Here is a 26,304-nt window from a genome sequence, read left to right as displayed (position 1 = left end):
CGGCGCCGGGCCACGGAGCGGTGAACACCGTTGTCCGAGCGGCATGATCGCTGCTAGCGTTGATCGCATGAAGCGCGCTGTGAACCTGACGACGACGCCGGACTCGGTCCCGGCGCGCTGACTCGTGTTCCTACCGCGAAGCCCCGGGGCGAGTGCCCCGGGGCTTCGTCGTGTGGATCCCGTGGTCGCCCGCCCCACCCGATCACAGGGAGACCACCACCCATGCACGACCACCGCAAGCTCGGCCGCGAGCTGGACCTCTTCGACACCGACCCGCTGATCGGCTCCGGTCTGCCGTACTGGCTGCCCGCGGGCGCCGCCGTCCGGCACAGCCTGGAGGAGTACATCCGCGAGGTGGAACGCCGGGCGGGCTACCGCCACGTCTACTCGCCCGCGCTCGGCAAGCGCGAGCTCTACGAGATCTCGGGACACTGGTCGCACTACAGCGACGACATGTTCCCACCGATGGACCTGGGCGGTGAGCAGATGGTGCTGCGCCCGAGCCTGTGTCCGCACCATGCAGTAATCTTCCGCTCCCGGGCCCATAGCTACCGCGAACTCCCGCTCAGGGTGGCCGAGTTGGGCGGCATGTACCGCTCGGAGCTGTCCGGGGTGCTGGGCGGGCTGACCCGGGTGCGGGCGATCCAGCTCAACGACGCGCACGTCTTCTGCACCATCGACCAGGTCGCCGACGAGGTACGGGCGGCCCTGGAGCTGATCCGGCGCGCCTACCGGGCGCTGGGGATCACCCCGGCGCGGATCCGGCTGTCGCTGCCGGGCGAGGGCGGGAAGTACGTCGCCGCGCCGGAGCTGTGGGAGCGCTCGACCGCGCTGCTCACCGAGGTGCTGGGGAGTTCGGGGCTGGAGTACGAGGCGGTGGCGGGCGAAGCGGCCTTCTACGGCCCGAAGATCGACGTGCAGATCGCGGACGGGGCCGGCCGGGAGGCGACCCTGTCCACCGTTCAGGTCGACTTCCACCAGCCGGAGCAGTTCGACCTCGGCTACATCGGCCCGGACGGCGCTCGACACCGCCCGGTGATGGTCCATCGGGCGATCATCGGCAGCGTCGAGCGGGCCGTCGCCCACCTGATCGAGCAGCACGGCGGCGCCTTCCCGGCCTGGCTGGCACCGGTCCAGGTGGTGGCGCTCCCGGTGTCGGAGGAGGAGGCCCCGGCGGCCGCGGCCTTCGTGGAGCGCTGCCTGGAGCGGGGACTGCGCGCCGAGTCGGCCGGCCCGGCACAGGGAAGCCTGGGCGCCCGGATCCGCGCCGCCCGGCTCGTCCCGTACCAGGCCGTCATCGGCGCCCGCGAGGCGGCCGTCGACGAGATCGCGCTGCGGCTACGGGACGGCCGCAGGCTCGATCCGCGACCGGCCGGTGAAGTCCTCTCGCACATCGGCGAGTTGGTATCGGGACACCGCACCGACCTCTGGTGACTGGAGGGCTCACGGCCGCTTTCCGGACACACCGCCCCAAGGCCCGGGCAGCCAGGGTGGACATGCGGCTCCGCGGAGAGCGGTCGGCTCCGGACGGGCGGCGAGCCGTGTCCGGCCGGGCCCGGGCGGGTGCCGGATGAGAGTCTGGGGACGGAGGTGATCGGTGACCATGTCCGGAGCACCCGAGCGCGCGGCCGGGCCCGGGCCGCGGGGCAACCGCCGGACCGGGGCGAGCGCGCTCACCGGACCACTGCCCAGGCACGGAGCGATCCGGATCGCGGTCCACCGGATCTGGCGCCACGGGCGCGAGATGGAGCTGATGCACCGGGCGATGGGCTTCGCAGCCCTCGGCTTCGTCACCCTCGTCCCGCTGCTGATCGTGGTCGCCGCCGCCTCCCCCGTGCACGGGGCCGGGTTCGCCGGCTGGGTGGTGGACGGGCTCGGACTCTCCGGCCGCTCCGCACAGGAGGTCCGGGACCTGTTCTCCTCCCCGACCCAGGCGCTCAGCACCACCACCGCGCTCAGCCTCGCAGTCGCCAGCGTCTTCGGCATCTCCTTCATGGCGGCCGTGCAGACCGGCTACGAACGTGTCTGGCGGCTGCCCCCGGCCGCCTGGCACGCCGTCTGGCGGCAGGCGATCGGGCTCGCCGGGCTGGTCGGCTTCCTGCTGGTCGCCTCCTGGGCCGGCGTGCCCTGGCAATCCAGCCCGGCCCAGCCCGCGCTCCGGCTCGCGACCGCGCTCGGCGGCGGCCTGCTGTTCTTCTGGTGGACCAAGTGGCTGCTGCTCGGCGGCCGGGTGCCGTGGCGGGCGCTCTTCCCCGGCTCCGCGCTGACGGTACTGGCGCTGGTCGGACTGCGGTTCTTCTCCGAGTTGGTCTTCCGCCCGCTGATCATCTCCAACGCGCTCTCCTACGGCGTGATCGGCACGGTGCTGGTGGTGCAGTCCTGGCTGGTCGGGGTGGGCTTCGCGGTCTTCGCGGGCGCCCTGGCGGGCCACGCCCTCTGGGAGCACCAGCAGCACCGGAAGGAGCAGGCCGACCCCGCGGAGTGAGACGGCCACCGCCTGGCGGGGTGGACGCCCCCCGGCGGTGCCCGCAGACTGCTGCGATGGAGCGATCGTTGGAGCCAGGTCCCGTCCTGGGCCCGGCCGGGAAGCCGACGGCCGGGCAGTGGGCTGACGAGCGGCCCGCACGGCACTCGGTGGCGGAGCGGACACGCGAGACCCGAGGCCCCGGGCCGGGTGGGGTGCGGGACCTCGCGGTCCCGCTGCACGTACTGGAGGTACCGGCCCCGCAGGTACCGCCGTTCGCGATCGGCTCCTTCGACTCGATCGGCCCGCTGTCACGGGCGGCCTTTCCGCACCGGCACTCCTTCTACGAGATCGTCTACATCGCCGACGGCTCCGGCTGCCACGTGGTGGACCTGGCCCGCAGACCACTGCGCCCGCCGCACCTGTGCGTGATCACCCCCGGCCAGGTCCACCACTGGGAGGACGCCGACGACGTCAACGGCTGGGTGATGCTCTTCAACGAGGAGTTCCTACTGGCCCACCCCGAGGACGGTGCGGTGCTTCGCGAGCTGAGCCGCCGCCCGTGGCTGAGTCTGGACGAGGGAGCGGCGCGGCGGTTCGGCGACTTGATCGAGGCGATGGCCCGGGAGTACCGGGCGGCCGAGATGGGGTACGCCGGGGTGCTGCGCTCGCAGTTGCACGTGCTGTCGGTGTGGGCACTGCGGGCGGCGGCCGGTACGGTCGACGCCCCGGCGGCCGAGGACCGGGTCGGCGGACGACCGGCCGAGTTGGTGGCCGAGTTCACCCGCCTGATCGCCCGACCGGGGCGGGCGGAACGCTCGGTGCGCTCGTACGCACGGGAGTTGGGCATCTCGGCCGGCTACCTGAGCGAGATCGTGAAGTCGGCGCTGGGCCTGACCCCGGGCAGCCTGATCCGGCGCAGCCAGACGCTCGAGGCACAACGGCTGCTCCTGCGAACGGATCTGACGGTACGACAGATAGCCGAGGAGGCGGGCTTCGCCGATCCCGCGTACTTCTGCCGGTTCTTCCGCCGCGAGACCGGCCTCTCACCGGGCGAGTACCGCAGCCGGGGTGGAGGAAACCACCATGATCCCCGAATCGAGTCCATCGTCACCGCACCCGGTACGGCATAGGCTTGGCGGCAGTGATCCCCGACGGCCCACCGGTGTGCCGCACGGTGTCCGGCCCGGCGTGCTCGATCGCCTACCCCCACATCCCACAGGTGATCGTCCTGCCCAGGCACCGTGCGGCGCCCTGGCCCGCTCCCCCTCGGCCCGGCTGGCTCTCCCGCGCACCCGGGCCGGCTCCTTGCGGGTCAGCGCACGGTGAGCTCACCGTGGGCCACGTAGCCGACGGCCAACGCCGTGACCACGACGGTACTCACGAGCAGCGACCAGGCCACTCCGTGGTGCGTTTGGAACCCGGCGCCGAGGAAGGCGCCGAGCCCCATCGCTACCGCCGCCCCGGCCCGGCGCCCGGAACGCGGGCCCGTGCCGCCGGCCGGCCGCGAGTCGGCGGCCAGGCCGGTCAGCGTCATGGTGAGCACGGTGGTGGTCAGGTCGGCGACGGCCACCCTGCGCACCGAGGCGTTGCGGATGCCCATGGCCACCGCGAGTACGGCGATCACCGCGTAGCGGCCCGCCTCATCCGAGGCCAGCGCCGCGACGGCGGCGGCCAGGCCGGTCAGCACCGCCTCCGCCGCCAGCGCTCCGCCGAACCACCGGTGCGCCGGGTGGGAGTTCATCGCCACCGCGAACCGTCCGGCCGCCAAGGCGCCCACGAGAAACCCCGCCAGCGAGGTCAACGAGGCCGCGGCCGAGAACCCCGGCGCGCCCGCCGCCGCGAAGCCGACCAGGACCACGTTGCCGGTCATGTTGGCCGTGAAGACCCTGCCGAGACCGAGGAAGCTGACCGCGTCGAGGAAGCCGCTGACCACGGTCAGAACCATCAGGACGGCCGGCAGCGACTCCCCGGCACCGGTCGGCTTCCCACTCATCCCCCCATGTTCTCAGCACGGCTTGCGAGTTGGGGGCGGCGCGCCTGGCGCGTTGGCGCCCGTCCGATCGGCCGGGTGGTTGTCGAGAGCACGGCCCGGCCGGCCAGGCGCTTGGGGTCAGAACCGCACCGGAAGGGCCAGCAGCCCCCGGGCCCGGATCGAGGGCCGCCGGCGCAGGGTGTCGCGCGGGACGTCCAGGGCCAGCTCGGGGAAGCGCCGCAGCAGGGTGGCGATGGCGATGCCGGTCTCCATCCGCGCCAGGGGCGCGCCGACGCAGTAGTGGATCCCGTGCCCTAGGGAGAGGTGGGCGCTGTCCCGGCGTCGGAGGTCCAGCCGGTCGGGCTGCTCGTAGTGGTCCGGGTCGTGGTTGGCCGAGCCGAGGGAGAGCAGCACCGTCTCCCCGGCGGGAATGGTGACGTCGCCGATGGTGAGGTCCTCCAGCGGGAAGCGGCGGATCGCCAGCGGCGCGGGGGTGTCGTAGCGGGTGAGCTCCTCGACGGCGGCGGGGAGCAGGGCGGGGTCGCGGCGCAGTTCGGCGAGCTGCTCGGGGTGGTCGAGCAGGGCGAGGACGCTGTTGCCGATGAGCTGGACGGTGTTCTCGTAGCCGGCGAAGAGGATCAGGAAGGCGAGCGAGGTGAGTTCGTCCTCGCTGAGGCGGTCGCCCTCGTCCCGGGCGGTGATCATCGCCGACAGCAGGTCCTCGCCCGGCTCGGCGCGCTTGCGTGCGATGAGCCGGGAGAAGAACTCCAGCATGGCCGCGACGGCTGCCCCGGCCCGCTCGGGACGGGACGGGTCCGGAGTGATGACGGCGTCGGTCCAGGCGCGGAAGTCGCGCCGGTCCTCGGGGTGGACGCCGAGCAGGTCGCAGATGACGGCGATCGGGAAGGGGCCGGCGTAGTCGGCGACCAGGTCGGCGCGGCCGAGCGGGGCGATCCGGTCGAGCAGGTCGTCGGCGGTCCGCTGGATGGGGGCGCGCAACTGCTCGACGTGCCGTGGCGTGAACGCCTGGGAGACCAGACGGCGGATCCGGGTGTGGTCCGGCGGGTCCATGTTGAGCAGGTTGGCGTCCAGGGTCGGTGGCAGCGCGAGACCTCGGTAGTTGCCGGGGAGGGCATGGCGCTTGTCGAGCGAGAGCCTCGGGTCGGCGAGCAGGTCTTTGACGTCCTGGTACCTGGTGACCAGCCAGAACGGCAGTCCGTCGGGGCCGGTGATCCGCTGCACGGGAGCGGTCGCGCGGAGTGCGGCGTAGCCGCCGTACAGGTCCTGGAGCAGCTCGGTCACGCCGACGGTGGCCGGCGCGGGCTCGGGAAGAGTGGTCGCCATGAGGGTCAGCCTAGGGGCTGCGGCACGGCGCCCGGTGTCGACTCCGGAGCCACCCCGCGCCTGCCGTATCTCAAATATGAGATATGGTCTGCTGCGTGACCGACGACTACCTCATGCGCATCGGCAAGCTCATCCGTGATGCCCGTCAGCACCGAGGCCTGACTCAGGCCCAGCTCGGCGAGGCCCTGGGCACCAGTCAGAGTGCGGTGAACCGGATCGAGCAGGGCAAGCAGAACCTCAGCCTGGAGATGATCGCCCGCATCGGCGAGGCCCTGGACAGCGAAATCGTCTCGCTCGGCTACGCGGGTCCGATGCACCTGCGGGTAGCCGGCGGCACCCGGCTGTCGGGCTCCATCGACGTCCGCACCAGCAAGAACGCCTGCGTCGCGCTGCTCTGTGCCTCGCTGCTGACCACCGGTCGGACCACCCTCCGGGAGGTCGCCAGGATCGAGGAGGTCTATCGCATCCTTGACGTCCTCACCAGCATCGGCGTCAAGGTCCGTTGGCTGAACGACGGACGCGATCTGGAACTTACCCCACCCGCTGAGCTGGACCTGGCGGCCATGGACGTCGCGGCCGCCCGGCGGACCCGCAGTGTGCTGATGTTCCTCGGCCCGCTGATGCACCGCGCCGACCACTTCGAGATCCCGTACGCCGGCGGCTGCGAGCTCGGCACCCGAACGGTCGAGCCGCACCTGACCGCGCTGCGCCGCTTCGGCCTTGACGTGGCCACCACCGGCGGCAGCTACCACGCCAGCGTCTCGCCCGCGGTCTCGCTGGACCGGCCGATCGTGCTGACCGAGCGCGGCGACACCGTGACCGAGAACGCCCTGCTGGCCGCCGCCCGGCACGACGGGGTGAGCGTGATCCGCAACGCCAGCCCGAACTACATGGTCCAGGACCTGTGCTTCTTCCTGGAGCGGCTGGGCGTGCGGATCGAGGGCATCGGCACCACCACCCTCACCGTGCACGGCAAGCCGGAGATCACCTGTGACGTCGACTACGCGCCCGCCGAGGACCCGGTCGAGGCGATGAGCCTGCTGGCCGCCGCCGTGGTCACCTCCTCCGAGCTGACGATCCGCCGGGTGCCGGTCGAGTTCCTGGAGATCGAGCTCGCCGTGCTGGAGCAGATGGGTCTGGACTACGACCGCAGCTCCGAGTACCCGGCGCTCAACGGCCGCACCCGGCTGATGGATCTGACCGTGCGCCCCTGCAAGCTCACCGCACCGATCGACAAGATCCACCCGATGCCCTTTCCGGGCATCAACATCGACAACATCCCGTTCTTCGCGGTGATCGCCGCTGCCGCCCACGGCACCACGCTGATCCACGACTGGGTCTACGAGAACCGCGCTATCTACCTCACCGAGCTGGGCCGCCTCGGCGCCGACGTCAAGCTGCTGGACCCGCACCGGCTGCTCGTCCAGGGGCCGACGCGCTGGCGGGCGGCCGAGATGATGTGCCCGCCCGCGCTGCGCCCGGCGGTGGTGATCCTGCTGGCGATGCTGGCGGCCGAGGGCACATCCGTACTGCGCAACGTGTACGTCATCAACCGCGGCTACGAGGACCTGGCCGAGCGACTGAACTCGGTCGGCGCCAAGATCGAGACCTTCCGCGACATCTGAGCCCGCATGTCCCCGGCCCCGGAGCGCCTGGGGCCGGGGACATCGGGAGCCTGGACGTCCGCCGGGGTGGCGGAGCCCGGGGACGCCGGAGCCCGACGCATCGGCGACTGCGGATTCAGAGCACCCCGGTACGTAATTCCGGGAATCGGCACGTCGGCCTTCGCGCCCGAATCAATCGGGGCGCGAAGGCCGACGGCCGTTCAGTGACGCGGGGAGTCGATGTCAGTCCCCGGTGTTGGTGGCCCAGACCGGACGGTTGTTGTGGTCGTAGACGACCACGTTGCCGTCGTCCTGCACGGCCACGTAGGCGCCCCGGTGCCAGGTGTTGGAGGCCCAGAGCGGGTGGCCGTTCCGGTCGTAGAGCACGAAGTTGCCGTCCTCCTGCATCACCGCGGCGTCGCCGTTCGGCCAGGCGCCGGGGGCCTGCCAGGCCGGCCTGCCGTCCTTGTAGAGCACGAAGTTGCCGTCCTCCTGGACCCGGAGCACCGTCCGGCCGTTCCCGGAAGTCCACGCTTGGTTCTTGTGCAGCGTGGCCGGCGGGTAGAAGTGGGAATCGCTCCTGACGCTCTTGACCTCCCGTACGCCGTGGCCGGTCGCGGCAGATGCGGAAGCGTACGCACTGCCGGCCAGCACGCCGCCGACGGCGAGCGCGGTGGTCGCGAGCGCGACGGAGAAGTAATTCCGGAACTTGGACACCGTGTTTCCTTCCATGAGAAGCAGGGCGGGACAATTAAATATCCGCACTGATCGACAGCGCAATACCTTTCTCGAATCCCAGAAATAGTCCTATTTACATTCACAAGTGGGTATGCGATCGGCCTGTTATTGGATTGGGTTCGCCCGCGCTCCCGGCCGACCGCTACGCTGACCCGCGATGAGACGCAAGACCAAGGCACCGCCCGCCCCCCTGCCGCAACGACTGGGCATCGACCCGGTCCGCCTCCGCCTGCCCATGGACCGTGTGTGGGCCACGGTCCGCGACCACCTGGTCGACCGGCTGCCGGTACCGGCGTCGGTGATCGACGCCATGCTCGGCGAGGGCGCAGTGGTCGGGACGGGCGGACCGATCGCACCCGACACTCCGTACGCACCGGGTGCCTTCCTCTGGTACCACCGCGACTTCCCCGACGAGGCCCCGGTGCCGTTTCCGATCACGGTGCTGCACCGTGACGAGAACCTGGTGGTCGCGGACAAGCCGCACTTCATGGCGATGTCACCGCGCGGACAGCACATCACCCAGAGCGCGCTCGCCCGGCTGCGCCGGGAGCTCGACCTGCCCACGCTCAGCCCGGCGCACCGGCTCGACCGGCTGACCGCGGGCCTCGCCATGTTCGTCATCCGGCCCGAGCACCGGGCCGCGTACCAGGGGCTGTTCCAGGAGCGGCGGGTGCGCAAGGAGTACGAGGCGGTCGCGCCCTACGATCCGGCGCTCGACCTGCCGCGCACGGTGAGCAGCCGGATCGTCAAGGAGCACGGCGTCCTCACCGCCCAGGAGGTCCCCGGCCCGCCCAACAGCGAGAGCCGGATCGAACTGGCCGAGACCCGGGGTGCGCTGGGCCGCTACCGCCTCACCCCGGTGACCGGCCGGACTCACCAGCTGCGGGTGCACATGTGCAGCCTGGGCGTGCCGATCCTGTCCGACCCGCTCTACCCGGAGATCGTCCCGGGCATAGCCCTGGACGACTTCCGCTCCCCGCTGCAACTGCTGGCCAGGGCTCTGGAGTTCACCGACCCGGTCACCGGGGAGCGGCACAGCTTCCGCAGCCGGCGCACCCTGGAGAGCTGGCCCACCCCTTCCGGGGGACCGGCCGACCGGGTGGCCGCCTGAGCGGGCCGTACGGGCGTCGACAGTGGCTCCCGGCTGACGGCATCGGGCCCCGGGCCCGCGCCGCCTCGCTCCCTGTCGCAGACCCGCGCCGGGTGGTGAACAGTAGGAGAAAGGGAACGGCTCCGGCAGGTGGGGCCGTCCGGAAGAAGGGCGGCCGCAGTGTCCGACGACGCCGGGGGCATCCGCGGTCGGCCGCCGCGCTCCGTGCCGCTCTCGCCCGTGGGTTTCCGCTGGCTGGTGCTGGCCGGGGCCGTGGTGACCGCGGCGACCGTCGCGTTCGATCTCGCGACCGGGCCGAAGTCCACCTTCTCCCCCGTGCTGACGGCGGTCCCGGTACTGGCCGGGGTGGGCACCCGGCGGGCGCTGGTACCGCTGCTGGCCGGGGTCCTCACCACGATGGTGGTGCTGCTCCTGGTCTTCACCAATCCCTTGGTGTCCCCGGCCGTCCATGCCACCGCCGCCGGTGCGGTGCTCGCCGTCGCGCTGATAAGCAGCGCGAACGTCGCACTGGTCGCCTCGCGCGAACGGGAGCTGCGCCAGGTCCGCACCGTCTCGGAGACCGCCCAGCGGGCACTGCTGCGGCCGGTTCCGTCGCGGGTGGGCCCGCTGCGGATCGCCGTGCGGTATCTGGCGGCGGCCGCCGAGGCCAGGATCGGCGGCGACCTCTACGAGGTGGTCCGCACCCCGAGGGGGATCCGGGTGCTGCTGGGCGACGTCCGGGGCAAGGGGCTGATCGCGGTGGAGACGGCCGCCGACGTCCTCGGGGTGTTCCGCGAGGCCGCCAGGGCCGAGGACGACCTGGCCGAGGTGGCGACCCGGCTGGACTCGGCGCTGCGCCGCGACCTGAGCTCCGAGGACTTCGTCACGGCGGTGCTGCTCGACGTCCCGCAGGGAGCGGGCCCGGTCCGGGTGGTCAACTGCGGCCACCCGCCGCCGTTGCTGCGGACCGCCACCGGGGTGAGCGAGGTGCGACCGCCGGTCGACGCTCCACCGCTGGCCCTGCTGAACTTGACCGGCGGACGCTACCGGGCCGGCCAGGTGCGGTTCGGCGAGGGCGATCTGCTGCTGCTCCACACCGACGGCATCTCCGAGGCCCGCGACCCCGACGGCCGGTTCTATCCCATCGCCCAGCGGCTGGCCCAGTTGCCCGAGCAGGACCCCGGCGCCCTGCTGGACCACCTCATCGCCGACGTGCACGCCCACGTCGGTGCCGGCCTCGACGACGACGCCGCCCTGCTTGCGATCCGCCGCTCGGACTGAGCGTACCGACCGGCCGCCGCCGACCTCCCTGTTCCGCGAGGAGGTGTGTGCGGCGCGGCCTGGTCCGAACCGCCAGCGCCGTTACGCCGTGAGACTCCGCCCGAGGGGTCCTTCGTGCCGCCGGACGGCAGCCGGCGGGTCAGGGCTGCTCGGTCAGGCTCGCGTGGACCGCGAGCACGGCCAGGTAGCGGCGGTGGACGTCGGCGCGGTCGGCCGCTTCGGTGACCGTCTCGGCGTTCAGCCGGTCGATCATATCGGCCTGCTCCAGCAGGACCCGGCGCTGCTCCGGGGTGGTGGTCTCCGCCATGATCTGCGCGAGTGCGTCGAGCTGCCGGATCAGTACCGCCGGCATGCCGTGGCCGGCCTGGCGGATCTTCTCGAAGGCACGCTGGACCAGTCGCTCGTAGCTCACCGGCACCGCCATCACCCGGATGTGGCCCGCCTCGTCCCGGTGGACCGGGTTGGGCTGCCAGCCGGCCGCGATCCGACACAGGCCCTCGCCCAGCCAGTCGATGCAGGTCAGTGCGGTGAAGGTGTCGTTCACCGCACTCGACAGCGCCCGGATGGCGATCTCGACCAGCTGGTCGACCGCGAAGGCGATGTCCTGGGCGAGCGTACGGGAGGGGCCGGTGATGTGGGCCCGGGCGAAGCTGCGGGCCACCTCGGGCGCCGCCGCGGCGGGCCAGACCGTGGCCAGCTGGTGTCCCTGGACCAGGAAGTGCCCGGGGCGGTGGTCCAGCCGGATGACGGCATCGAGTTCGGTGGCGATGCGCACCAGCGTGCGGTGGCGGATGAACTGCAGATAGCCGCTGGCCGGGGCCGGCACCGCCGCTCCCGACTCGTCCAGCCGGATGTGCAGCTCGGCCGCCGACGGTCCGCGCTCGACCTCGCCCTCCCACTCCGGTTCCCCCGCGCCCGCCTCGATCGCCTCGGACAGTTCGGCCGCGATGCTGGCGATCACTCGGGGCAACTGGATGGAGGTGGCGATGTGGTGGATGAAGTAGATCAGCACCGCCAGGTCGGCCAGCACCAGCACCATGCACACGGTGATCGACAGGTGCGGGACGAAGTCCCCGTACGAGGAGGGGCCGATGGAGACCAGCGCGAGGATCGCATAGACGAACGTCCCGACGAAGGTGCCCAGGGTGAGCTGAGTGGTGCGGTCGCGGATGAAAGTCCGCAGCATCCGCGGTCCGAACTGGGTGGAGGCCAGCGTGAGCGTCACGATCATGATCGAGAACACCACGCCGACCACGGTGATCAGGGCCGCCGCGATGGCGGCGAGGATCTGCCGGGCCGCGTCGGCCGTTCCGCTGATCACCCAGGGCGGCAGGGCCAGCGCGCCCCGGTACGCCGCCCGGTCCAGCACCCAGGTGACGGCGAAGAGGCCGCCGGCGAGGACGACCTCCAGTGTCGGGACGACCCACAGATTGGTCCGAAGTGCCTCTCGGCGCCACTGCGACTCCAGGTGGACCCAGCGGATCACATCGCCCACCACCAGTCCCCGACCAGGCCCGGTTGAACTCCTCCACCCTAGCCTCCGGGCCCGGTCGGCGCCGTTCGCACCGGCGCCGACCGGCGGGCCGCGGGATCAGCCGACGTGGACGCGGGGGCGGCGGTTGCGGTCGGGTTCGGCCTCGCGGAGCACCTCGCGGGTGACGGGTGCGACCTCGCCCTGGCCGAACAGGAAGAACCGCAGGAACTGGGCGAAGGGGTTGCCCTCGGTCCACTCGAAGTACATGTGCGGCTGCTGGCCGGTGAGGTCCCGGACGTGCAGCAGCAGGGCCGCCAGGGCGTTGGGGACGCTGGAGCTCTCCAGCGCCAGCACCCGGTAGCGGTCGTGCATGACCTCTCCGCGTACCGTCAGCTCGGCCTCGAAGTCCGACGGGTCCCGGACGGTGACCTCCACGAAGACCAGGTCGTCCTCCGCCGGGAGGTCGTTGTCGGCACGGATCTGGCGGAGCTTGTCGCGGTACTCCGCCACGTCGCGACTGTTGGGCTCGTTCGCGATGAGCCTGATCGTCCGGTGGGCGCAGTCCCGCAGGAACCGCTCGGCCGTGTCGTCGAAGTTGACGCTGGTGACCCGGAGTTCGAAGGCGCGGGCCAGCCGGGAGAGCAGCGAGACCAGGATGATCCCGGCGATGAAGCAGGCACCGATCTTCACACCGTCGGGGCGCTCGGCGACGTTGATCGCCGTCGTGTAGACGAAGACCAGCGAGATGGCCGCGAAGGCCGCGGTCCAGCCGCGCTGGCCGGCGCGGCGGGCGGCGATCGTCACCGCGATGGCGGCCGAGCTGATCAGCACCAGGACACCGGTGGCGTAGGCGCCGCCCTGGGCGTCCACGTCGGCGTCGAAGAGCCAGGTCACCAGGAAGGCCACGGCGGTGAGGACCATCACCATCGGACGCACCGCGCGGGCCCAGTGCGGGGCCATGCCGTAGCGCGGGAGGTAGCGGGGCATCAGGTTGAGCAGGCCGGCCATGGCCGATGCGCCGGCGAACCAGAGGATGGCGATGGTGGAGAGGTCGTAGATGCTGCCGAACGCCCCGCCGAGGTACTGGTGCGCCAGGTAGGCCAGGGCGCGCCCGTTGGCCTTCCCTCCGGTCTGGAACTCATCGGCCGGGATGAGCAGGGTGGTGATGAAGCTGGTGGTGATCAGGAACGCGCTCATGATCACTGCCGCCGCGGTCAGCAGCTTGCGGGTGCCGCGGATCCGCCCGGTGGGCCGCTCCTCGGTGTCGTCGGGGTCGCCCTCGATGTGCGGCATGACCGCCACACCGGTCTCGAAGCCGGACAGGCCGAGGGCCAGCTTCGGGAAGACCACCAGGGCCACCCCGATCATGATCACCGGGTTGCCGTGCTGGGCGGTCAGTGCGCTGGACCAGTCCGTGATCACGTGCGGCGCGGCGATGACGTGGTACAGGCCCACCACCACGACGACGACGTTCAGCGCCAGGTAGACCGCGACCAGGACCACCGCCAGCCCGATCGCCTCGGTGAAGCCCTTGAGGAACACCCCGCCGAGCAGGGCGACCAGCAGCAGGGTGATGATCACCTGGTGGCCGTGCAAGGTACCGGTCAGGTGCGGGTTCTCCACCAGGTGGGCGGTGGCGTCGGCCGCCGAGAGCGTGATGGTGATCAGGAAGTCGGTCGCGGCGAAGCCGAGCAGCGTCAGGACGAACAGCTTGCCCTTCCAGAACGACAGCAGCCGCTCCAGCATGGCGATCGAGCCCTCGCCGTGCGGGCTCTCCTGCGCCACCCGGCGGTACACCGGCAGCGCGCCGAAGAGGGTCACCAGCACCAGGACGATCGTCGCCACCGGGGACAGCAGGCCGGCCGCCAGCGCGGCGATGCCCGGCTGGTAGCCGAGGGTCGAGAAGTAGTCCAGGCCGGTCAGGCACATGACCTTCCACCACCGCTGCCCCTTGTGGGCCTCGGGGGCCTGGGCGTGCGGCCCTGGATGATGCTTGGCCATGTCGGACAGGCCCTCCAGCATCCACGCGCGAAAGCGCTGCCGCGCCGTCGGTGTGGAGCCAGGACCGACCGGTGCTGGGGTGACCACCGTGTACTCCCGTGCCTGTAAAAGATCTTCCCGCCGGAAAGACGGTCAGGTCAGAGTATGCGACCATCGCTCGGATCCCCGATAGTCAAAGGCCCATCCACCGGTGCCACCGGGCCTGATCCGCAGCTCGGAACGACCGAGTCGGTACTCGAACGGCCAGTGGCCGCCCGGGTCTTGACAGGGGCGCAGCCGGAATCTCACGACTTGGTCACAGTCCCCGGCGATCCGGGCCGTCCGCCATGGGGCACCGTGCGCCGGACATTCTCCCACCCGGCTCCGACAACGGGCCCCTCCGCCGGGGTCCCGAATGGTCGGGTCAGCCCTCGAGGGAGCCGAGCAGCGCGTCCAGCAGGCCTGGGAAGCGGGCGTCGAGGTCGTCGCGGCGCAGCCGGACGAAGCGGTTGCGTCCGGCACTCCTGGTGGAGGTGATGCCCGCCTCGCGCAGTACCCGCATGTGGTGGGAGACGGTCGACTTGTGGAGCTGTTCGAGGCCGAGCCCGCGGGGGTCGCAGGTGTGCTCCGCGCCGTCGGCGTAGATGGCGAGCAGTCGCAGCCGCACCGGGTCGCCGAGGGCGTGCAGCACCTTGACGAGTTCGATGTCCGCGGTGTCCGGCTGCGGCAGCAGCTCATCCGCCATGGCGGCCCTCCTTCGGTACGACTGTTTGACAATCATCCACCAATTCATATTGTTTGACGAGTATCAAACGATCGACCGCACGCCACTCCGGGAGGGAACCCGTGCGCCTCCGCCTGCTCCTGCTCGCCCTCGGCACCTTCGCCATGGGAACCGATTCGATGGTGATGGCCGGGATACTCGGCCGCGTCTCCGACGACCTGGGGGTCTCCGTCGCGGCGGCCGGCCAGCTGGTCACCGTCTTCGCGCTGGCCTACGCCCTGCTGGCCCCCGTGCTCGCCACGCTCACCGCACGCTGGCCGCGCCGCCGGCTGCTGCTCACCGCACTGACCGTGTTCACCGTGGCCAACGCGCTCAGCGCGCTCGCCCCGACGTACGGCCTCCTGCTGGCCACCCGGGCGCTGGCTGCCGCCGGAGCCGCGCTCTACACCCCGACCGCCAACGCCGTCGCCACCGCCGTCGTCCCGCCCGAGCGGCGCGGACGGGCGCTGGCCACGGTGCTGGGCGGGATGACCGTCGCCACCGCGCTCGGCGTGCCGCTGGGCACCTGGGTCGGGCGAACCGACTGGCGGCTGACCATGTGGCTCGTCACCGCCCTGGGCGCCGCTGCCTTCGCCGGCATCGCTCTGATGCTGCGCGACCTGCCCGCTCCGTCCACCACGGCACCCGGTCTGCGGGCCCGGTTCGCCCCGCTCGGCGACCGCCGTGTGCTCGGCGCGGCCGCCACCACCCTGGTCTTCTTCCTGGCCTTCCAGTCCGTCTACATCTATCTCGCCACCGCCGTGCACCCGGCCACCGGCGGCGCCCCGGGCCGGCTCAGCCTGATCCTGTTGGTGACGGGCGTCGCCTCGGTCGCCGGAAGCTGGCTCGGCGGCAGGCTGGTGGACCGGCTCGGCGCCCGCCGGGTGCTACTGGTCGGCAGCACGGTCGCCGCGCTCGCCTTCGCGGCACTGCCCTGGGCCGCCGCGACCATGCCGGGCGCGCTGGCCTACGCGGTCGTGACGCCGATCGCGGGCTGGTCGGTCTCCGTCGCCCTCCCCCACCGGCTCGCCTCCATCGACCCGGCCAATGCTCCTCTGCTCATCTCCCTCAACAGCAGCGCCCTCTACCTCGGCACGGCCGCGGGCGGCGCCGCGGGCAGCGCGTTCATCGCACTCCTCGGCGAGCGCTGGTTCCCGCTCGGGGCCGTGGTCCTGGCCCTCGGCGCCACGGTGACCGCCGCCCGGGTCCGCCCGGCACCGCCCTCCCATGCCGCACCCCTCGCGCCGAGCGAACCCCGCAGGGCAACCACCGGCGCCTGAGCACCGCTCCGCGATGAGCCGCCGTGCCCCCGGCACCGGGGCGGCTCATCGCTCGGACGCACCCGAACGGACGGGCCGTCCGGCCGGTCACCCAAGTCCGTCCCCCCGCTACATCGGAGAGATCTCCTGCAGCAGCCCCCGGACGAACCGCAGAAAATACCGTCCGCCGGTGAACATCTCGGCTTTCGACGTTCTGACAGATCTGGGTGATCAGGTTGCGCTGACTGCGGCCCAGGCGTGACGGACGGCGCGGGTTTCCTCATCTGTGGGTCCACCTGGGCTGTTGGGCGTAAATCGGGCGGCGATGATCACCCGGCGGAGCTTGGCGACCATGTCGGACAGGGACGGGTCGGCCTTGGTGGTGCACCAGGGGCCCTCATTTCTTCCACGATTCGCTGGAGATCGCGTCCGCGGCCCGACCTTCGCCCAACCCGGGTAGCACACAGGAACCACCGCCCCGACGCCAGGCCGGGGTTCGCCACACCACGAGCGAGCATGCGGGCCGCTGTGCGGCACGGCGAAGCGCGGAACGACGCGCCGACCACTGTCAAGGGCCGTTCGGCCTCGCTGTGCCAGGGCCTAACAGGCCATGAATTCAAGGAAGTTGACGGCGCGTTAGGCTTTCGCGCCATGAAGATCAACACCAGGACCGACGAGTACGACCGACTGCTTGCCCGGCACCATGCGATGCGGTTGCGCCGGCAGATTCTCAGCCCGGAGGGGCCGTTCGCCGCGCGGCCTGCCATCGCGCCGGGCGGGACGGCGTACGACGGTCACGGCGACCAGCAGCTGATCATGAGCCGACTGGACCTGGTGGCACCGTTCGACGTCCTCATCGAGCAGCTCTACGCGTTCATGTTCCAGCGCAGGCCGTATCTGCGCGCGCTCTTTCCGGAGTCGATGGAGTTCCAGCAGGACCACCTGGCGCGGATGTTCAGGTATCTGATCGAGAACCTGCACCGCCTCGACCATGTGCTCGCGGTGCTCCGCCAGCTCGGTGGCGACCACCGCAAGCTCGGGGTGTGGCCGGCGCACTACCACGCGTTCGAGGAGGCGTTGGCGACGGCGCTGCGCAGCCGGGCGGGGGCCGGCTGGTCGGTGGAGCTGGAGCAGGCGTGGCTGCGGATGCTGCGGTTCGCGGTGAAGGCGATGGTCGACGGGGCGGAGTCGGCCATCACCGAACCGCCGTACTGGCACGGCCAGGTGGTCGGGCACGAGCGTCGCGGGCCGGATGTCGCGGTGCTCCGGATCAGGACGGGCCAGCCGTACCCGTACCGGGCCGGGCAGTACGCGACCATCGAGTCGCCGCTGCTGCCGCACACGTGGCGGCAGTACTCGATGGCCTGCGCGCCCCGGCCGGACGGCGTGCTGGAGTTCCACGTCCGCCGGACGGCCGCGGGCGGGGTGAGCGAGGCGCTGGTGGAACGGACCCGGGCCGGGGACGCGGTCCGGCTCGGGCCGCCGCGCGGTGCGATGACGGCGGTGGACGACCCCAGGGACGTGCTGCTGGTGGCCGGCGGCACGGGCCTGGCCCCGCTGAAGGCGATCCTCGGGGAGTTGACCGAGCGGCGGGCGCGGGGGCAGCGGGCGCACCTGTTCGTCGGCACCCGCAGCCAGGCGGACCTGTACGACCGGGAGGCTCTGGCGAGGCTGTCCGAGCGGTTCCCCTGGCTGGAGGTGACTCCGGTGACCGGGGGCGGGGCGGGGTCCGAGCCGGGGCCGGGACCGCTGCCGGACGTACTGGGCGAAGGACGCGACTGGTCCGAGCACATCGCCTACGTCAGTGGTCCGCCGGGCATGGTCGGCGCCGTGCGGGCCGCACTGCTCGCCTCGGGGGTGCCGGCCGACCGGATCCACCACGATCCGCTCGTCGCCGCCGCTCGGGACTGACCGTCGCCGGCGCAGGGGGCTGAGCCGGGTTCACTGCTGCCAGGAGAGCATCCGCATCAGGCAGCGGCGGGCGAGCCAGTACAGGTGGCGGGTGGCCATGGTGTCGTCAGTCCTCTCGGTCCGGATGGCTGTACCACTCTGCGTTCCCGGGATCGGCGACGGCAGGCGTCGAAGGTCCCGGCGGGGCGGGCCGGGTGTCGCCGTCGGCGGCGTCCGACCGGGGGCGAACGACTCGGCGGGTGAGGGACGTTCGGCCCTCGGCTCGCGGTTCCCGGTCGGACAGCCTGGTCAGCGACCGAGGAGGTTGATCGCCGATGACCAGTCTGCCGAGCGGGCCCACCGCCGACATCCGGCCCGAACTCCGCGCCCGGCCACCGAGGTGGAGGCCGGGCCCACCTGGCGGACGTCCGGCGCGGCCGGGCGACTGGGCCCCGCCGCGCACCCGGTCCGGGTGAGAGCCGCCCGAGCGCGAGTCCCGAGGACGGCGGCGAGGCAGGCCGGCCCCCGGTCGCGAGGACGGCGGCGGACCGGCGTCGAGTAGGGCCTTGTGGCCCTGTCGGCGGCCCCCGGCTCCGGAGACAATGCAGTGGCCCCCACCAGGGCGGGCACACGCAGGGAACGGAGTTGGGTCATGCCGGACGGCACGGAGCGCGCTGGTGCCGAGAGGACTGTACGGGTCTTCCTGCTCGACGACCACGAAGTGGTGCGCCGAGGCGTACAGGACCTCCTGGACGCCGAGCCCGGACTCACCGTCATCGGGGAGGCCGCCACGGCGGAGCAGGCGCTCGCCCGGGTGCCCGCACTGCGGCCGGACGTCGCGGTGCTCGACGTCCGACTGCCCGACAGCGACGGGGTCAGCGTGTGCCGGGAGCTCCGCTCGACCATGCCCCAGCTGGCCTGCCTGATGCTCACCTCCTTCGACGACGAGGAGGCCCTGCTGGACGCGATCATGGCGGGTGCCGCCGGCTATGTGCTCAAGCAGATCAGCGGCACGGATCTGGTCTCCGCCGTCCGGACGGTGGCCTCCGGTCAGTCCCTGCTCGACCCCGGCGCGGCCACCCGCCTGATGGCCCGGCTGCGCGGCGAGTCCGAGGCGCCCCGCCGACCGGTGCTGCCCGCACTGACCGACCGGGAGCAGGAGATCCTGGAGCTGGTGGGCGAGGGACTGACCAACCGTCAGATCGGTGAACGGCTGTACCTCGCCGAGAAGACCGTCAAGAACCACATCTCCCGGCTGCTCGCCAAGCTCGGTGTGGAGCGGCGGGTCCAGGCCGCCGTGATCGCCACTCAGGGCAGCCAGTCCCCGTCCTCCGTCGGACGCGGCACCCCTGACCGTCCTTCCCGTCCCGCACCGGGCGGGGGCCTGGCACGCCGCTGACCCCGCGGAGCCGCGCCGGTTCCGCAGGCGAGGCGCCAGGCGCCCGTGCGGTGGCAGACCGCCCCGGCCTGCGCGCCCTTCGCCCCCCGAGGACCGAACCACATGAAACCCGAACTCCCCTGGCTCGCCGAGCAGCGGTGCCTCGCCCTGCTGGAGAGCGCGTCGGTGGGCCGCGTCGTCTACACGGTCGGCGCGCTGCCGGCCGTACTGCCCGCCCGGTTCCGGCTGGACGAGCACGGGGTGGTCCTGCGGGCGGACGGCGGTGAGGCCCTGGCGCGGGCCGTGGACGGCTCGCTGGTCGCGTTCGAGGCGGACCACGTCGACACGGTGGACGGCAGCGGATGGTCCGTCACCGTCCTCGGCCCGGCTCGGGTGATCACGCTGCCGGGCAACGCCGCGGCGGACCGTACGGCGCACTCCGGACAGGTCGAGATCCGCATCCGGCCGGAGCTGGTCACGGGCCGTACCCTGAGCGCTACTCGTCACTGATCCGCTCCCCCTGCGCCCGGGGTTCCGCGACCGCGCCACGCGCCCGGGATGCGCCGCTGGGCCGGGATGCGCCGCTGGGCCGGGGAGAGGACGATCGTAGGTGGGCCGCCGTGGCTTCGCGGAGCGGCCCCGGGGTGCCGAAGGCGGGGTGGTGGAACTGTCGAGGAGGCTCCGGTCCGACGACGCAGCCGGACGGGCAGCGCACCACGTCCGCCTGCCGGGTTTCGCCGCGGACGAGGAGATCGGTCTCGGTGATGTCATCAAGCGGGTGACCCAGGCCGTGGGTGTCCCTCCCTGCCGCGGCTGCGAGGAGCGGGCCCGGCGGTTGAACCAGTGGCTCGCCGTCTCCCGCCGGAGAACCCGCCGTAGCTGAGTGGGGCCGTAGCTGATGTGGGGACTGCCATGAGCGACGAATTCGAGCCGGCCGGCGCCGGCGGACCGCCCTCGGCGGCTGGGACATCGGCCGGAGTGCCGGACATCTGCCGCTGCCTCCACAGCGCCGAACCGGTCCCGGAAGCGCCCGTCGCGGTGCCGCAGGCCATGGCGGACCGCTATGTGTACGCGCTGGGCCGCATCGACTTCCGCTTCCCCAGCCTGGGTGTGGAGCGGGAGTTCGCCCAGAGCATCGCGCGCACCGAGACCGCCAGCCTGACCGACCGGCAGGCGCTGCACGCGGCCCTGACCCAGCCGGACAACCGCTACCTGGTGCGTCAGCTCTGCTACGTGTTCACCATCCAGGGCATGGACGCCTACCTCCTTCGTCCCCGGGACCCGGTGGACTTCGGCCTGCTGGCCGAGGCCGTCCGGCCGGACCCCGACCCGGCCGACCTCGACGTCGTCATCGGGCTCCGCGGCCCGATCGCCTCTCCCGAGGTGTGCAACGGACTGATGCTCCCCTTCGTGGACTTCGACCAGCTGTACTCGTTCGACAGCGACGCGCTCATCGGGGCGATCAAGAAGCCCGACAGCATGTCGAACGACCGATTCGACGCGGCCGCACGGGAACTGCTGCAGCGGATCATGCAGATCACGGACAACTCCGGCAGCACGGACGAGCACCGCGTCCTGAACTACCTGGCCGTGCGCTACTCCGCCATCTACACGAAGACCTTCGAGGCCTTCCTCGACGACTCCTCGTTGTCCGCGATGGACGTCCTCCCGTCCAGCGTCAGCGACACCCGGCGGATCCTCGACGTCGTCCTCTCGTACACACACCGGCGAACGGACGTCACGGACAAGTACTTCGTCCGGGTCGACGCCACGGACGAGTTCCCGTTCGTGGTGACCAAGCTGTCGCCCTACTTCGACCGCTGACCCGCCCTCCGGATGGGAGGAGCCACCATGCGCATCCCGGGATTCATCGCCGACGAGCCCGGCCGGGCCTCGTTCGGACACTACCGGACCGTACCGGGGGCGGCGCGCGGTGCCGGAGGTGGGGTCCTGCTCCTGGCCGTGGACCAGGCCACCTGCCAGGACGAGTGCACCGCGGAGTGCCGCATCCGGTGCCACACCAGCCAGGGGCAGATCGCCTGCGAGAGGTGCTACGTACCGGGGTGCGTCACCGAGTGCATGCGGGACCCACCGCCCCCACCGCCGCCACCGGTCTGCGTCACCGAGTACACCTGTGAGGACGGGGTCTGCGTCTCGCGCCTCAGCTGCACCACACCCGGCAGGGGCACGACCGTCGGCCCGCCGGTACCCACGGGGTTCTGCGGCCCGACGAGCCCGCACGCGGAATGCGTCACTACGACTTCGTGAGGCTCGCGCCGCTGATGGCACGGAGCGAGGGCAGCCCTGCCGTCCGTATCGCGCTGGTCGACGGGACCGTCGACACCAACCGCCCGGAGCTGGCCGGGAGTTGTGTCCCGCTCGGAGCGCGGGACGGTGGCCGGCCCGTCGGCGCCGCCGGCGCGCACGGCACCTTCGTGGCCGGAGTCCTGGCCGCGGACCGGAGTTGTCCGGTGCCCGGCATCTGTCCCGGCTGCACCCTGCTGGTGCGTCCGTTGTTCGCCGACGGGGCCTGCGGTGACGGGGCTCAGCCCAGGGCCCGGCCCGGGGAGCTCGCCGCGGCCGTCACCGAGGCGGTGGCGGCGGGTGCCCGTGTGATCAACCTGAGCCTGGCGCTGACACCGCCCGACGGCAGCCGTCCCGAGCGGTCCGGCCTTCGCGCCCTGCGGGAGGCACTGGACCTCGCCACTGCCCGTGGCGTGATCGTCGTGGCGGCGGCCGGCAACCAGGCCCTGGTCGGGAGTTCCCTGCTGACCGGCCACCCGGGCACCGTCCCGGTGGTGGCCTACGGGGCGGACGGCCGCCCGCTGGGCACCTCGAATCTCGGGGTGTCGACGGGACGGCAGGGCCTCGGCGCACCGGGTGAGCGCATCACGGGCCTCGGGCCGGACGGCGGTTGGACCAGCGGCTCCGGCACGAGCGTCGCCGCCCCCGTGGTGACCGGGACCATCGCCCTGCTGTGGTCCCGGTTCCCGTCCGCCTCCGCGGCGGAGGTCCGGCTCGCACTGCTGCGCTCGCGGGCGGGTGTGCGGCGGTCCGTCGTGCCGCCGCTGATGGACGCCTGGGCATCGTTCGAGGCCCTCCGGCGGCAGCACGGCAGCGCTCCGTACTGAGACGTACTGAGGCCGAGGGCCGCTTGACGGACTCACAGGTTCACCGTGTCGAGGTAGACCACCCGGGGCAGGCCCTGCCCGTCGGGGCCGGGCAGCCGGTCGAACTCGCGTACCAGGATGCGCATCCGGTGCGGCCCGGGTCCGTCGAGCGGCCCCGGTACCGCGGGCAACTGCGTGATGGTGCCTGCCCAGTGGCCGAAGCCGCCGACGGGCGGGGCGGGGGCCAGCTGGACGGAGGTCGCGTCCAGGGTGAGCCATCCCACCGGGTCCGTCCCGGTGGCGCCGTGGATCTGCACCACGGCGGTGAACTGCGGCGCCAGGCCGTTCGGCCCGGCGGGCGGTACCGTGCCGACGACCGAGACGTCGGCCTGCGCCCCGCGGACCGTCACCGTGGTCCTGCGGTCGGCCGGGAGCTTCACGAACCCGGCGTCGACGACCGGTGACAGCTGCAGACCGTCCAGGGCGTCCGGCTGCAGCCGCGCCACCACCAGCTTCACGAACGGCTCGTAGACGCCGAAGGAGCGGAGCTCGACATCGGCGAACCAGAGCTGCCGGCGTTCGTCGTACTCGACCTGGTAGCCCATCGCGTGGCCCCGTCCCCCCACGGACACCTGTTGGTCGGCCACCCACCGGCGCAGGTCGGCCGCCTTCGGGAAGGGCGGCAGGGCGGCCGCGGCTGCACAGGGGTAGATGTGGTCCCGGCCCCAGGTGGTGAACCTCTTCTCGTCGGCGGTCGGGTCGAACGCCCCGCCGTCCTCCAGCACGACCACCGCCAGCAGTTCGCCCTCGCCCGTGACGAGCCACGGCCGTTCGAGGAAGACCCGGAAACCGCCTCCGTTGCGGGTACTGGTGACCGTGGTCGCCGTGCGCTGCTCGTCCCAGGCGTACGCGGGCACCACGGAGTTCACCACCGGCGCCGGCGGCGCGCAGCTCGCCGGTACGGACAGCGTGCGGGTGGTGCCGTTCCGGGTGATCGGGGGAACGACGTAGGAGACCTCGACGGCGGAGCCGTCGGGTACGGCGCTGCCGGGCCTGCGCGCGACGGTGCCGTTGGTGAAGTCGACGGCGACGTCCCGGTCGAGGCTGTAGCTGAGGGCCGGAGCGTCGGCGGTCGCGGTCGGGGCGGCGCGGACGACGACCATGCCGGGTACGAAGGCCGCGGCGACCTTCACCGGGGTCGTGCCGCTCAGGGCCGTCCGCTTCCGCTCGGTGAAGTAGGTGCCGAACCGCGAGGTGGCGACCGGGGTGTACCGCACCGTCCGGTGCCTGGTGTCCCCGAGGTGGTGGCGGGCACGGAAACTGACGGTGGGCCCGGTGGCCGCGGTGTCCGGGGCGAGGCTAGGGTCGCCGTCGCCCTGCCGCAGGGCGGTACTCCCATTGACCACACGGTACTTGGGCTGCGACGTGTCGTCGATCCGCTCCGTCCAGGCCGCCTCGGTGTGCACCGAGAGGGTCGAGAGCCAGTGGGCCGAGAGCGCGTCCTCCTGGAAGACGTAACTGGTCTCGCCGGGCGCCCGCAGGATGCGCGGACCACCGAAGGCCGGCGGGCCGACCGGGCAACGGACCGCATGCAGGATCCGCAGTTCCCTCGGCGGGGTGAGCTGGGGGATCCTTCCGGCCAGGGCGTCGGCGCGAGCGGCCTCGATCTCGGCTGCGGGCCGGGCGGTCGGATCGGCGAACCAGTTCCACGGCCCCAGGTCCTTCTCGTCGCCCGGCAGCAGGAAGCTGGTGAGGTTCGGCGTCAGCGACACGGCCGGGGGCAGTACCAGCCGCACCACCTGTGTGGACAGGTCCACCTTCACCTGGACCGAGACCGCCGTCGCGGTCATGTCCGGCACCACGACCAGCCTGATGGGAAGCGTCACGAACCGGTTCGCCCCGCCGGCCTGCGCCAGCTGGAGCCAGTTCGCGTGGACGTCGGGGGCACCCGGCAGTCCGTGGAGCGCGACACCGCGGGAGAACGGGTCGGGCAGCCAGGGCAGTGCCAGCGTGTCGGTGTCGACGTACGGCGTGGCGTCGGGGGCGCCGGGGTCGCTCGTTCCGGTCACCTGGCCCGCGTCGTGCTCGGAGAGCCAGGAGTAGATCCCGGGATCGAGCCGGTGCTCCGCCGGTACGTCGAGGACGCCGTGGCGCTCCAGCATGACCACCGATGCCTTGGGCGGCAGCATGTGGCGCTCGCAGGTCGGTCCGGGGACGGGCGCGTTCGGGTCACTGTTGTCGGTCCGGACGACCAGCACGGCGATGGACTCGCCCGCGGTGACCGGACGGCGGGGCACCAGCACCGGGGCGGGTACCGGCTCGTAGCGCGAGTAGCGCACGCCCGCGGTCGCGCTCCCGCCGACCGGGCTCGGGGTGAATCCGAGGCCGCGGCCGGCCAGGTCCACCACGCGCGCCCGGAACCGGTAGGTGCGCCCGTAGCGCAGCGACGGCAGGGTGCTGGGTGCCACCGCGACCTCCAGGGTGAACGGAAGCGCCGCATCGAGGACGGGGCCCGGGTCGGCCCGGACGGAGCCGTCCAGGTCGACCGTCCCGCCGGGCGGTGCGGCCACCAGGCTCCAGCCGTTCCAGCGGAACACCGCCTGGTGCAGCCGGGAGAGCGGCTGGCCGGCCTCGACGGTGCGGCTGACGGCGTCGGCGACGCCACCCTCGTCGTCGATCGTCAGCGGCGGGCCGAGGCCGCTGACGGTGCACGTGACCTTCCGGCTGCAGAGCGGGAACCAGCGGCCGGAGACTTCGTCGAAGACGTCCACCCTGAGGCCCTGGAGCAGGTCCTCGGCGGTGAGCGTGTCCTTGTCCCCGTCGCCGCCGCCCGGGATGCCGGCCGAGAAGTCCACCACCCGGCCGTCCATCGCGGCGTTGCTCCGCAGTGCGTTCCTGAGGGTGTCCTGACGGTTGGTCTCCGCCACGAAGATGCCGTCGGAGCGCAGGGCGGGCGGACGGAGCGGAGGCGGTGTGCCGACCCTCGGCAGCCGTCTCAGCGCGGCCGCGTAGGACTGCAGGGCGAGTCCGCCCGCGTCGAGGTCGACGTCGCTGACGGTGAAGCGGTCGGTGTGGTCGAGCGGCAGGAGGAGCGGCGCCGTGGTGCCGTCCGCCTGTGCCAGGTGCAGCTGTCCGTCGCGCAGGAGGCAGCTGGTGCGGGGCCGGTAGTCCTTGACGGGCGAGGTGTGCAGCGGCACGGCCTGGATGGTCAGCGGGCCGTCCAGGCCGGCCGGCAGGACCACGCGCACCTGCCTGATCAGGCCGAGCCTGGCCAGCAGCGCGGGATGGTCGGCCAGCCCCGCGAGCAGCGCGTGGAAGTCGTGTCCGGGCGGCGTGGCGGGCCCTTCCGCGAGCGCGGCGCGCGGCCGGTGGAAGTCGGCGAGCCGGAGCCAGCCGGCCGGGTCCTCCGCGAGGTCGTCGGGCGCGATGCCTGCGCGGATGGCCACCGCGGCCGGGCCGGCGCCGGCTACCGACCCCTCCGGGGGGCCGACGGTCCGCACCAGACGGTCCACGGCCGCCCACGGGTCGCCGCCCGCCGGCGGCCGGAACAGCTGGGTGTACTGGTCGCGGAGCGAGTCCCCGAGCAGCCGGCTGGGGTAGGACAGCATCGGGTCCTGCGCCGGACCGTGGTCCATGCCGAACGGCGCTACCGGCGTGCCCGGCGGGAACATCGCCTGCCACAGGACGTGGTCGGGCGCGGTGTCGACGTACTCGGCCCGCACCGTCGGCGTGCTGCTCTGCGCCACGATCGCGACGGCCAGGTCGATCTGCGCACTCGCCCAGTCGGCCAGGTCCGGGTAGCGCGACAGCGGCAGCACCGCGGTGCCCGGCGGTGATCCCTCGTTGTTGGTCAGCCGCGGGCTGAGCACCAGCGACAGCCGCATCGTGCCGTCCGCGGACGGCGGCGCCGTGGGATCCGGCAGCAGGGTCCAGACCATCGTCTGCGTGATCATG

20 protein-coding genes are annotated in these 26,304 nt (G+C 72.4%); 13 read left to right on the top strand and 7 right to left on the bottom strand.

From position 1 onward, the window contains the following. Positions 1–222: 222 nt before the first annotated feature. The 3 genes from thrS (at position 223) to ACZ5ON_RS05390 (ending at position 3,597) form a co-directional block, all read left to right on the top strand. Positions 223–1,434, top strand: a complete 1,212-nt coding sequence (gene thrS / locus ACZ5ON_RS05400) for a threonine--tRNA ligase (protein ID WP_465585817.1) — start codon at positions 223–225, stop codon at positions 1,432–1,434. A gap of 169 nt (positions 1,435–1,603) precedes the next feature. After that, entirely contained in the window at positions 1,604–2,485 is an 882-nt protein-coding gene (locus tag ACZ5ON_RS05395; protein WP_465585814.1) for a ribonuclease BN, read from the top strand. Between the two features lie 215 nt (positions 2,486–2,700). Beyond that, the gene (locus ACZ5ON_RS05390) at positions 2,701–3,597 is read left to right on the top strand and encodes a helix-turn-helix domain-containing protein (protein WP_465586121.1); all 897 of its coding nucleotides are present in this window, start codon (positions 2,701–2,703) and stop codon (positions 3,595–3,597) included. Positions 3,598–3,779: 182 nt separating this feature from the next. On the opposite strand, the gene ACZ5ON_RS05385 is transcribed toward ACZ5ON_RS05390, so the two are convergent. Both ACZ5ON_RS05385 and ACZ5ON_RS05380 read right to left on the bottom strand, forming a co-directional pair. Continuing rightward, complete coding sequence (locus tag ACZ5ON_RS05385; RefSeq protein ID WP_465585812.1) at positions 3,780–4,460, bottom strand: YoaK family protein; 681 nt, start codon at positions 4,458–4,460, stop codon at positions 3,780–3,782. 117 nt (positions 4,461–4,577) lie between these two features. After that, complete coding sequence (locus tag ACZ5ON_RS05380) at positions 4,578–5,783, bottom strand: cytochrome P450 family protein (RefSeq protein ID WP_465585810.1); 1,206 nt, start codon at positions 5,781–5,783, stop codon at positions 4,578–4,580. Between the two features lie 95 nt (positions 5,784–5,878). Between ACZ5ON_RS05380 and ACZ5ON_RS05375 the strand changes: the two genes are divergently transcribed. Beyond that, positions 5,879–7,408 carry a helix-turn-helix domain-containing protein gene (locus ACZ5ON_RS05375; protein ID WP_465585807.1) on the top strand — a complete coding sequence of 510 codons (1,530 nt, stop codon included), beginning with the start codon at positions 5,879–5,881 and terminating at the stop codon, positions 7,406–7,408. A 222-nt stretch (positions 7,409–7,630) separates the two neighbouring features. Here ACZ5ON_RS05375 and ACZ5ON_RS05370 read toward each other — a convergent pair whose 3' ends face one another. Then, positions 7,631–8,104 carry a hypothetical protein gene (locus tag ACZ5ON_RS05370; protein WP_465585805.1) on the bottom strand — a complete coding sequence of 158 codons (474 nt, stop codon included), beginning with the start codon at positions 8,102–8,104 and terminating at the stop codon, positions 7,631–7,633. A gap of 178 nt (positions 8,105–8,282) precedes the next feature. Here ACZ5ON_RS05370 and ACZ5ON_RS05365 point away from each other — a divergent pair, with 178 nt between their 5' ends. Then, positions 8,283–9,236: a pseudouridine synthase gene (locus ACZ5ON_RS05365; protein ID WP_465585803.1), complete on the top strand. Its 954-nt coding sequence runs from the start codon at positions 8,283–8,285 to the stop codon at positions 9,234–9,236. Positions 9,237–9,395: 159 nt separating this feature from the next. Continuing rightward, on the top strand, positions 9,396–10,496 hold the full coding sequence (locus tag ACZ5ON_RS05360) for a PP2C family protein-serine/threonine phosphatase (RefSeq protein ID WP_465585801.1): 1,101 nt from the start codon (positions 9,396–9,398) through the stop codon (positions 10,494–10,496). A gap of 139 nt (positions 10,497–10,635) precedes the next feature. Here the strand turns inward: ACZ5ON_RS05360 and ACZ5ON_RS05355 are convergent, their stop codons facing one another. From ACZ5ON_RS05355 to ACZ5ON_RS05345, 3 genes are all read right to left on the bottom strand, one after another. After that, on the bottom strand, positions 10,636–11,991 hold the full coding sequence (locus tag ACZ5ON_RS05355; protein WP_465585797.1) for a DUF2254 domain-containing protein: 1,356 nt from the start codon (positions 11,989–11,991) through the stop codon (positions 10,636–10,638). 96 nt (positions 11,992–12,087) lie between these two features. Beyond that, on the bottom strand, positions 12,088–13,971 hold the full coding sequence (locus ACZ5ON_RS05350) for an APC family permease (RefSeq protein WP_465585795.1): 1,884 nt from the start codon (positions 13,969–13,971) through the stop codon (positions 12,088–12,090). A 403-nt stretch (positions 13,972–14,374) separates the two neighbouring features. Continuing rightward, entirely contained in the window at positions 14,375–14,695 is a 321-nt protein-coding gene (locus ACZ5ON_RS05345; RefSeq protein WP_465585793.1) for an ArsR/SmtB family transcription factor, read from the bottom strand. A 101-nt stretch (positions 14,696–14,796) separates the two neighbouring features. Here ACZ5ON_RS05345 and ACZ5ON_RS05340 point away from each other — a divergent pair, with 101 nt between their 5' ends. The 7 genes from ACZ5ON_RS05340 (at position 14,797) to ACZ5ON_RS05310 (ending at position 22,371) form a co-directional block, all read left to right on the top strand. Beyond that, positions 14,797–15,993, top strand: a complete 1,197-nt coding sequence (locus ACZ5ON_RS05340) for an MFS transporter (protein ID WP_465585791.1) — start codon at positions 14,797–14,799, stop codon at positions 15,991–15,993. A gap of 630 nt (positions 15,994–16,623) precedes the next feature. Continuing rightward, the gene (locus ACZ5ON_RS05335; RefSeq protein WP_465585789.1) at positions 16,624–17,883 is read left to right on the top strand and encodes a globin domain-containing protein; all 1,260 of its coding nucleotides are present in this window, start codon (positions 16,624–16,626) and stop codon (positions 17,881–17,883) included. A gap of 631 nt (positions 17,884–18,514) precedes the next feature. After that, positions 18,515–19,261 (top strand): response regulator, encoded by a 747-nt coding sequence (locus ACZ5ON_RS05330; protein ID WP_465585787.1) that lies wholly within the window; start codon positions 18,515–18,517, stop codon positions 19,259–19,261. 102 nt (positions 19,262–19,363) lie between these two features. Continuing rightward, positions 19,364–19,750 carry a pyridoxamine 5'-phosphate oxidase family protein gene (locus ACZ5ON_RS05325; protein ID WP_465585785.1) on the top strand — a complete coding sequence of 129 codons (387 nt, stop codon included), beginning with the start codon at positions 19,364–19,366 and terminating at the stop codon, positions 19,748–19,750. 402 nt (positions 19,751–20,152) lie between these two features. After that, entirely contained in the window at positions 20,153–21,064 is a 912-nt protein-coding gene (locus ACZ5ON_RS05320; RefSeq protein WP_465585783.1) for a cyanobactin maturation protease PatG family protein, read from the top strand. 27 nt (positions 21,065–21,091) lie between these two features. Then, on the top strand, positions 21,092–21,508 hold the full coding sequence (locus ACZ5ON_RS05315) for a hypothetical protein (RefSeq protein WP_465585781.1): 417 nt from the start codon (positions 21,092–21,094) through the stop codon (positions 21,506–21,508). A 14-nt stretch (positions 21,509–21,522) separates the two neighbouring features. Beyond that, positions 21,523–22,371: a S8 family serine peptidase gene (locus ACZ5ON_RS05310; protein ID WP_465585779.1), complete on the top strand. Its 849-nt coding sequence runs from the start codon at positions 21,523–21,525 to the stop codon at positions 22,369–22,371. A 32-nt stretch (positions 22,372–22,403) separates the two neighbouring features. Here the strand turns inward: ACZ5ON_RS05310 and ACZ5ON_RS05305 are convergent, their stop codons facing one another. Next, positions 22,404–26,303 (bottom strand): hypothetical protein, encoded by a 3,900-nt coding sequence (locus ACZ5ON_RS05305; protein ID WP_465585775.1) that lies wholly within the window; start codon positions 26,301–26,303, stop codon positions 22,404–22,406. Between the last annotated feature and the right edge of the window lies 1 nt (position 26,304).

This window comes from Kitasatospora sp. NPDC032150 (genome assembly GCF_055579945.1).
This window is presented reverse-complemented; position numbering and strand designations above follow the sequence as displayed.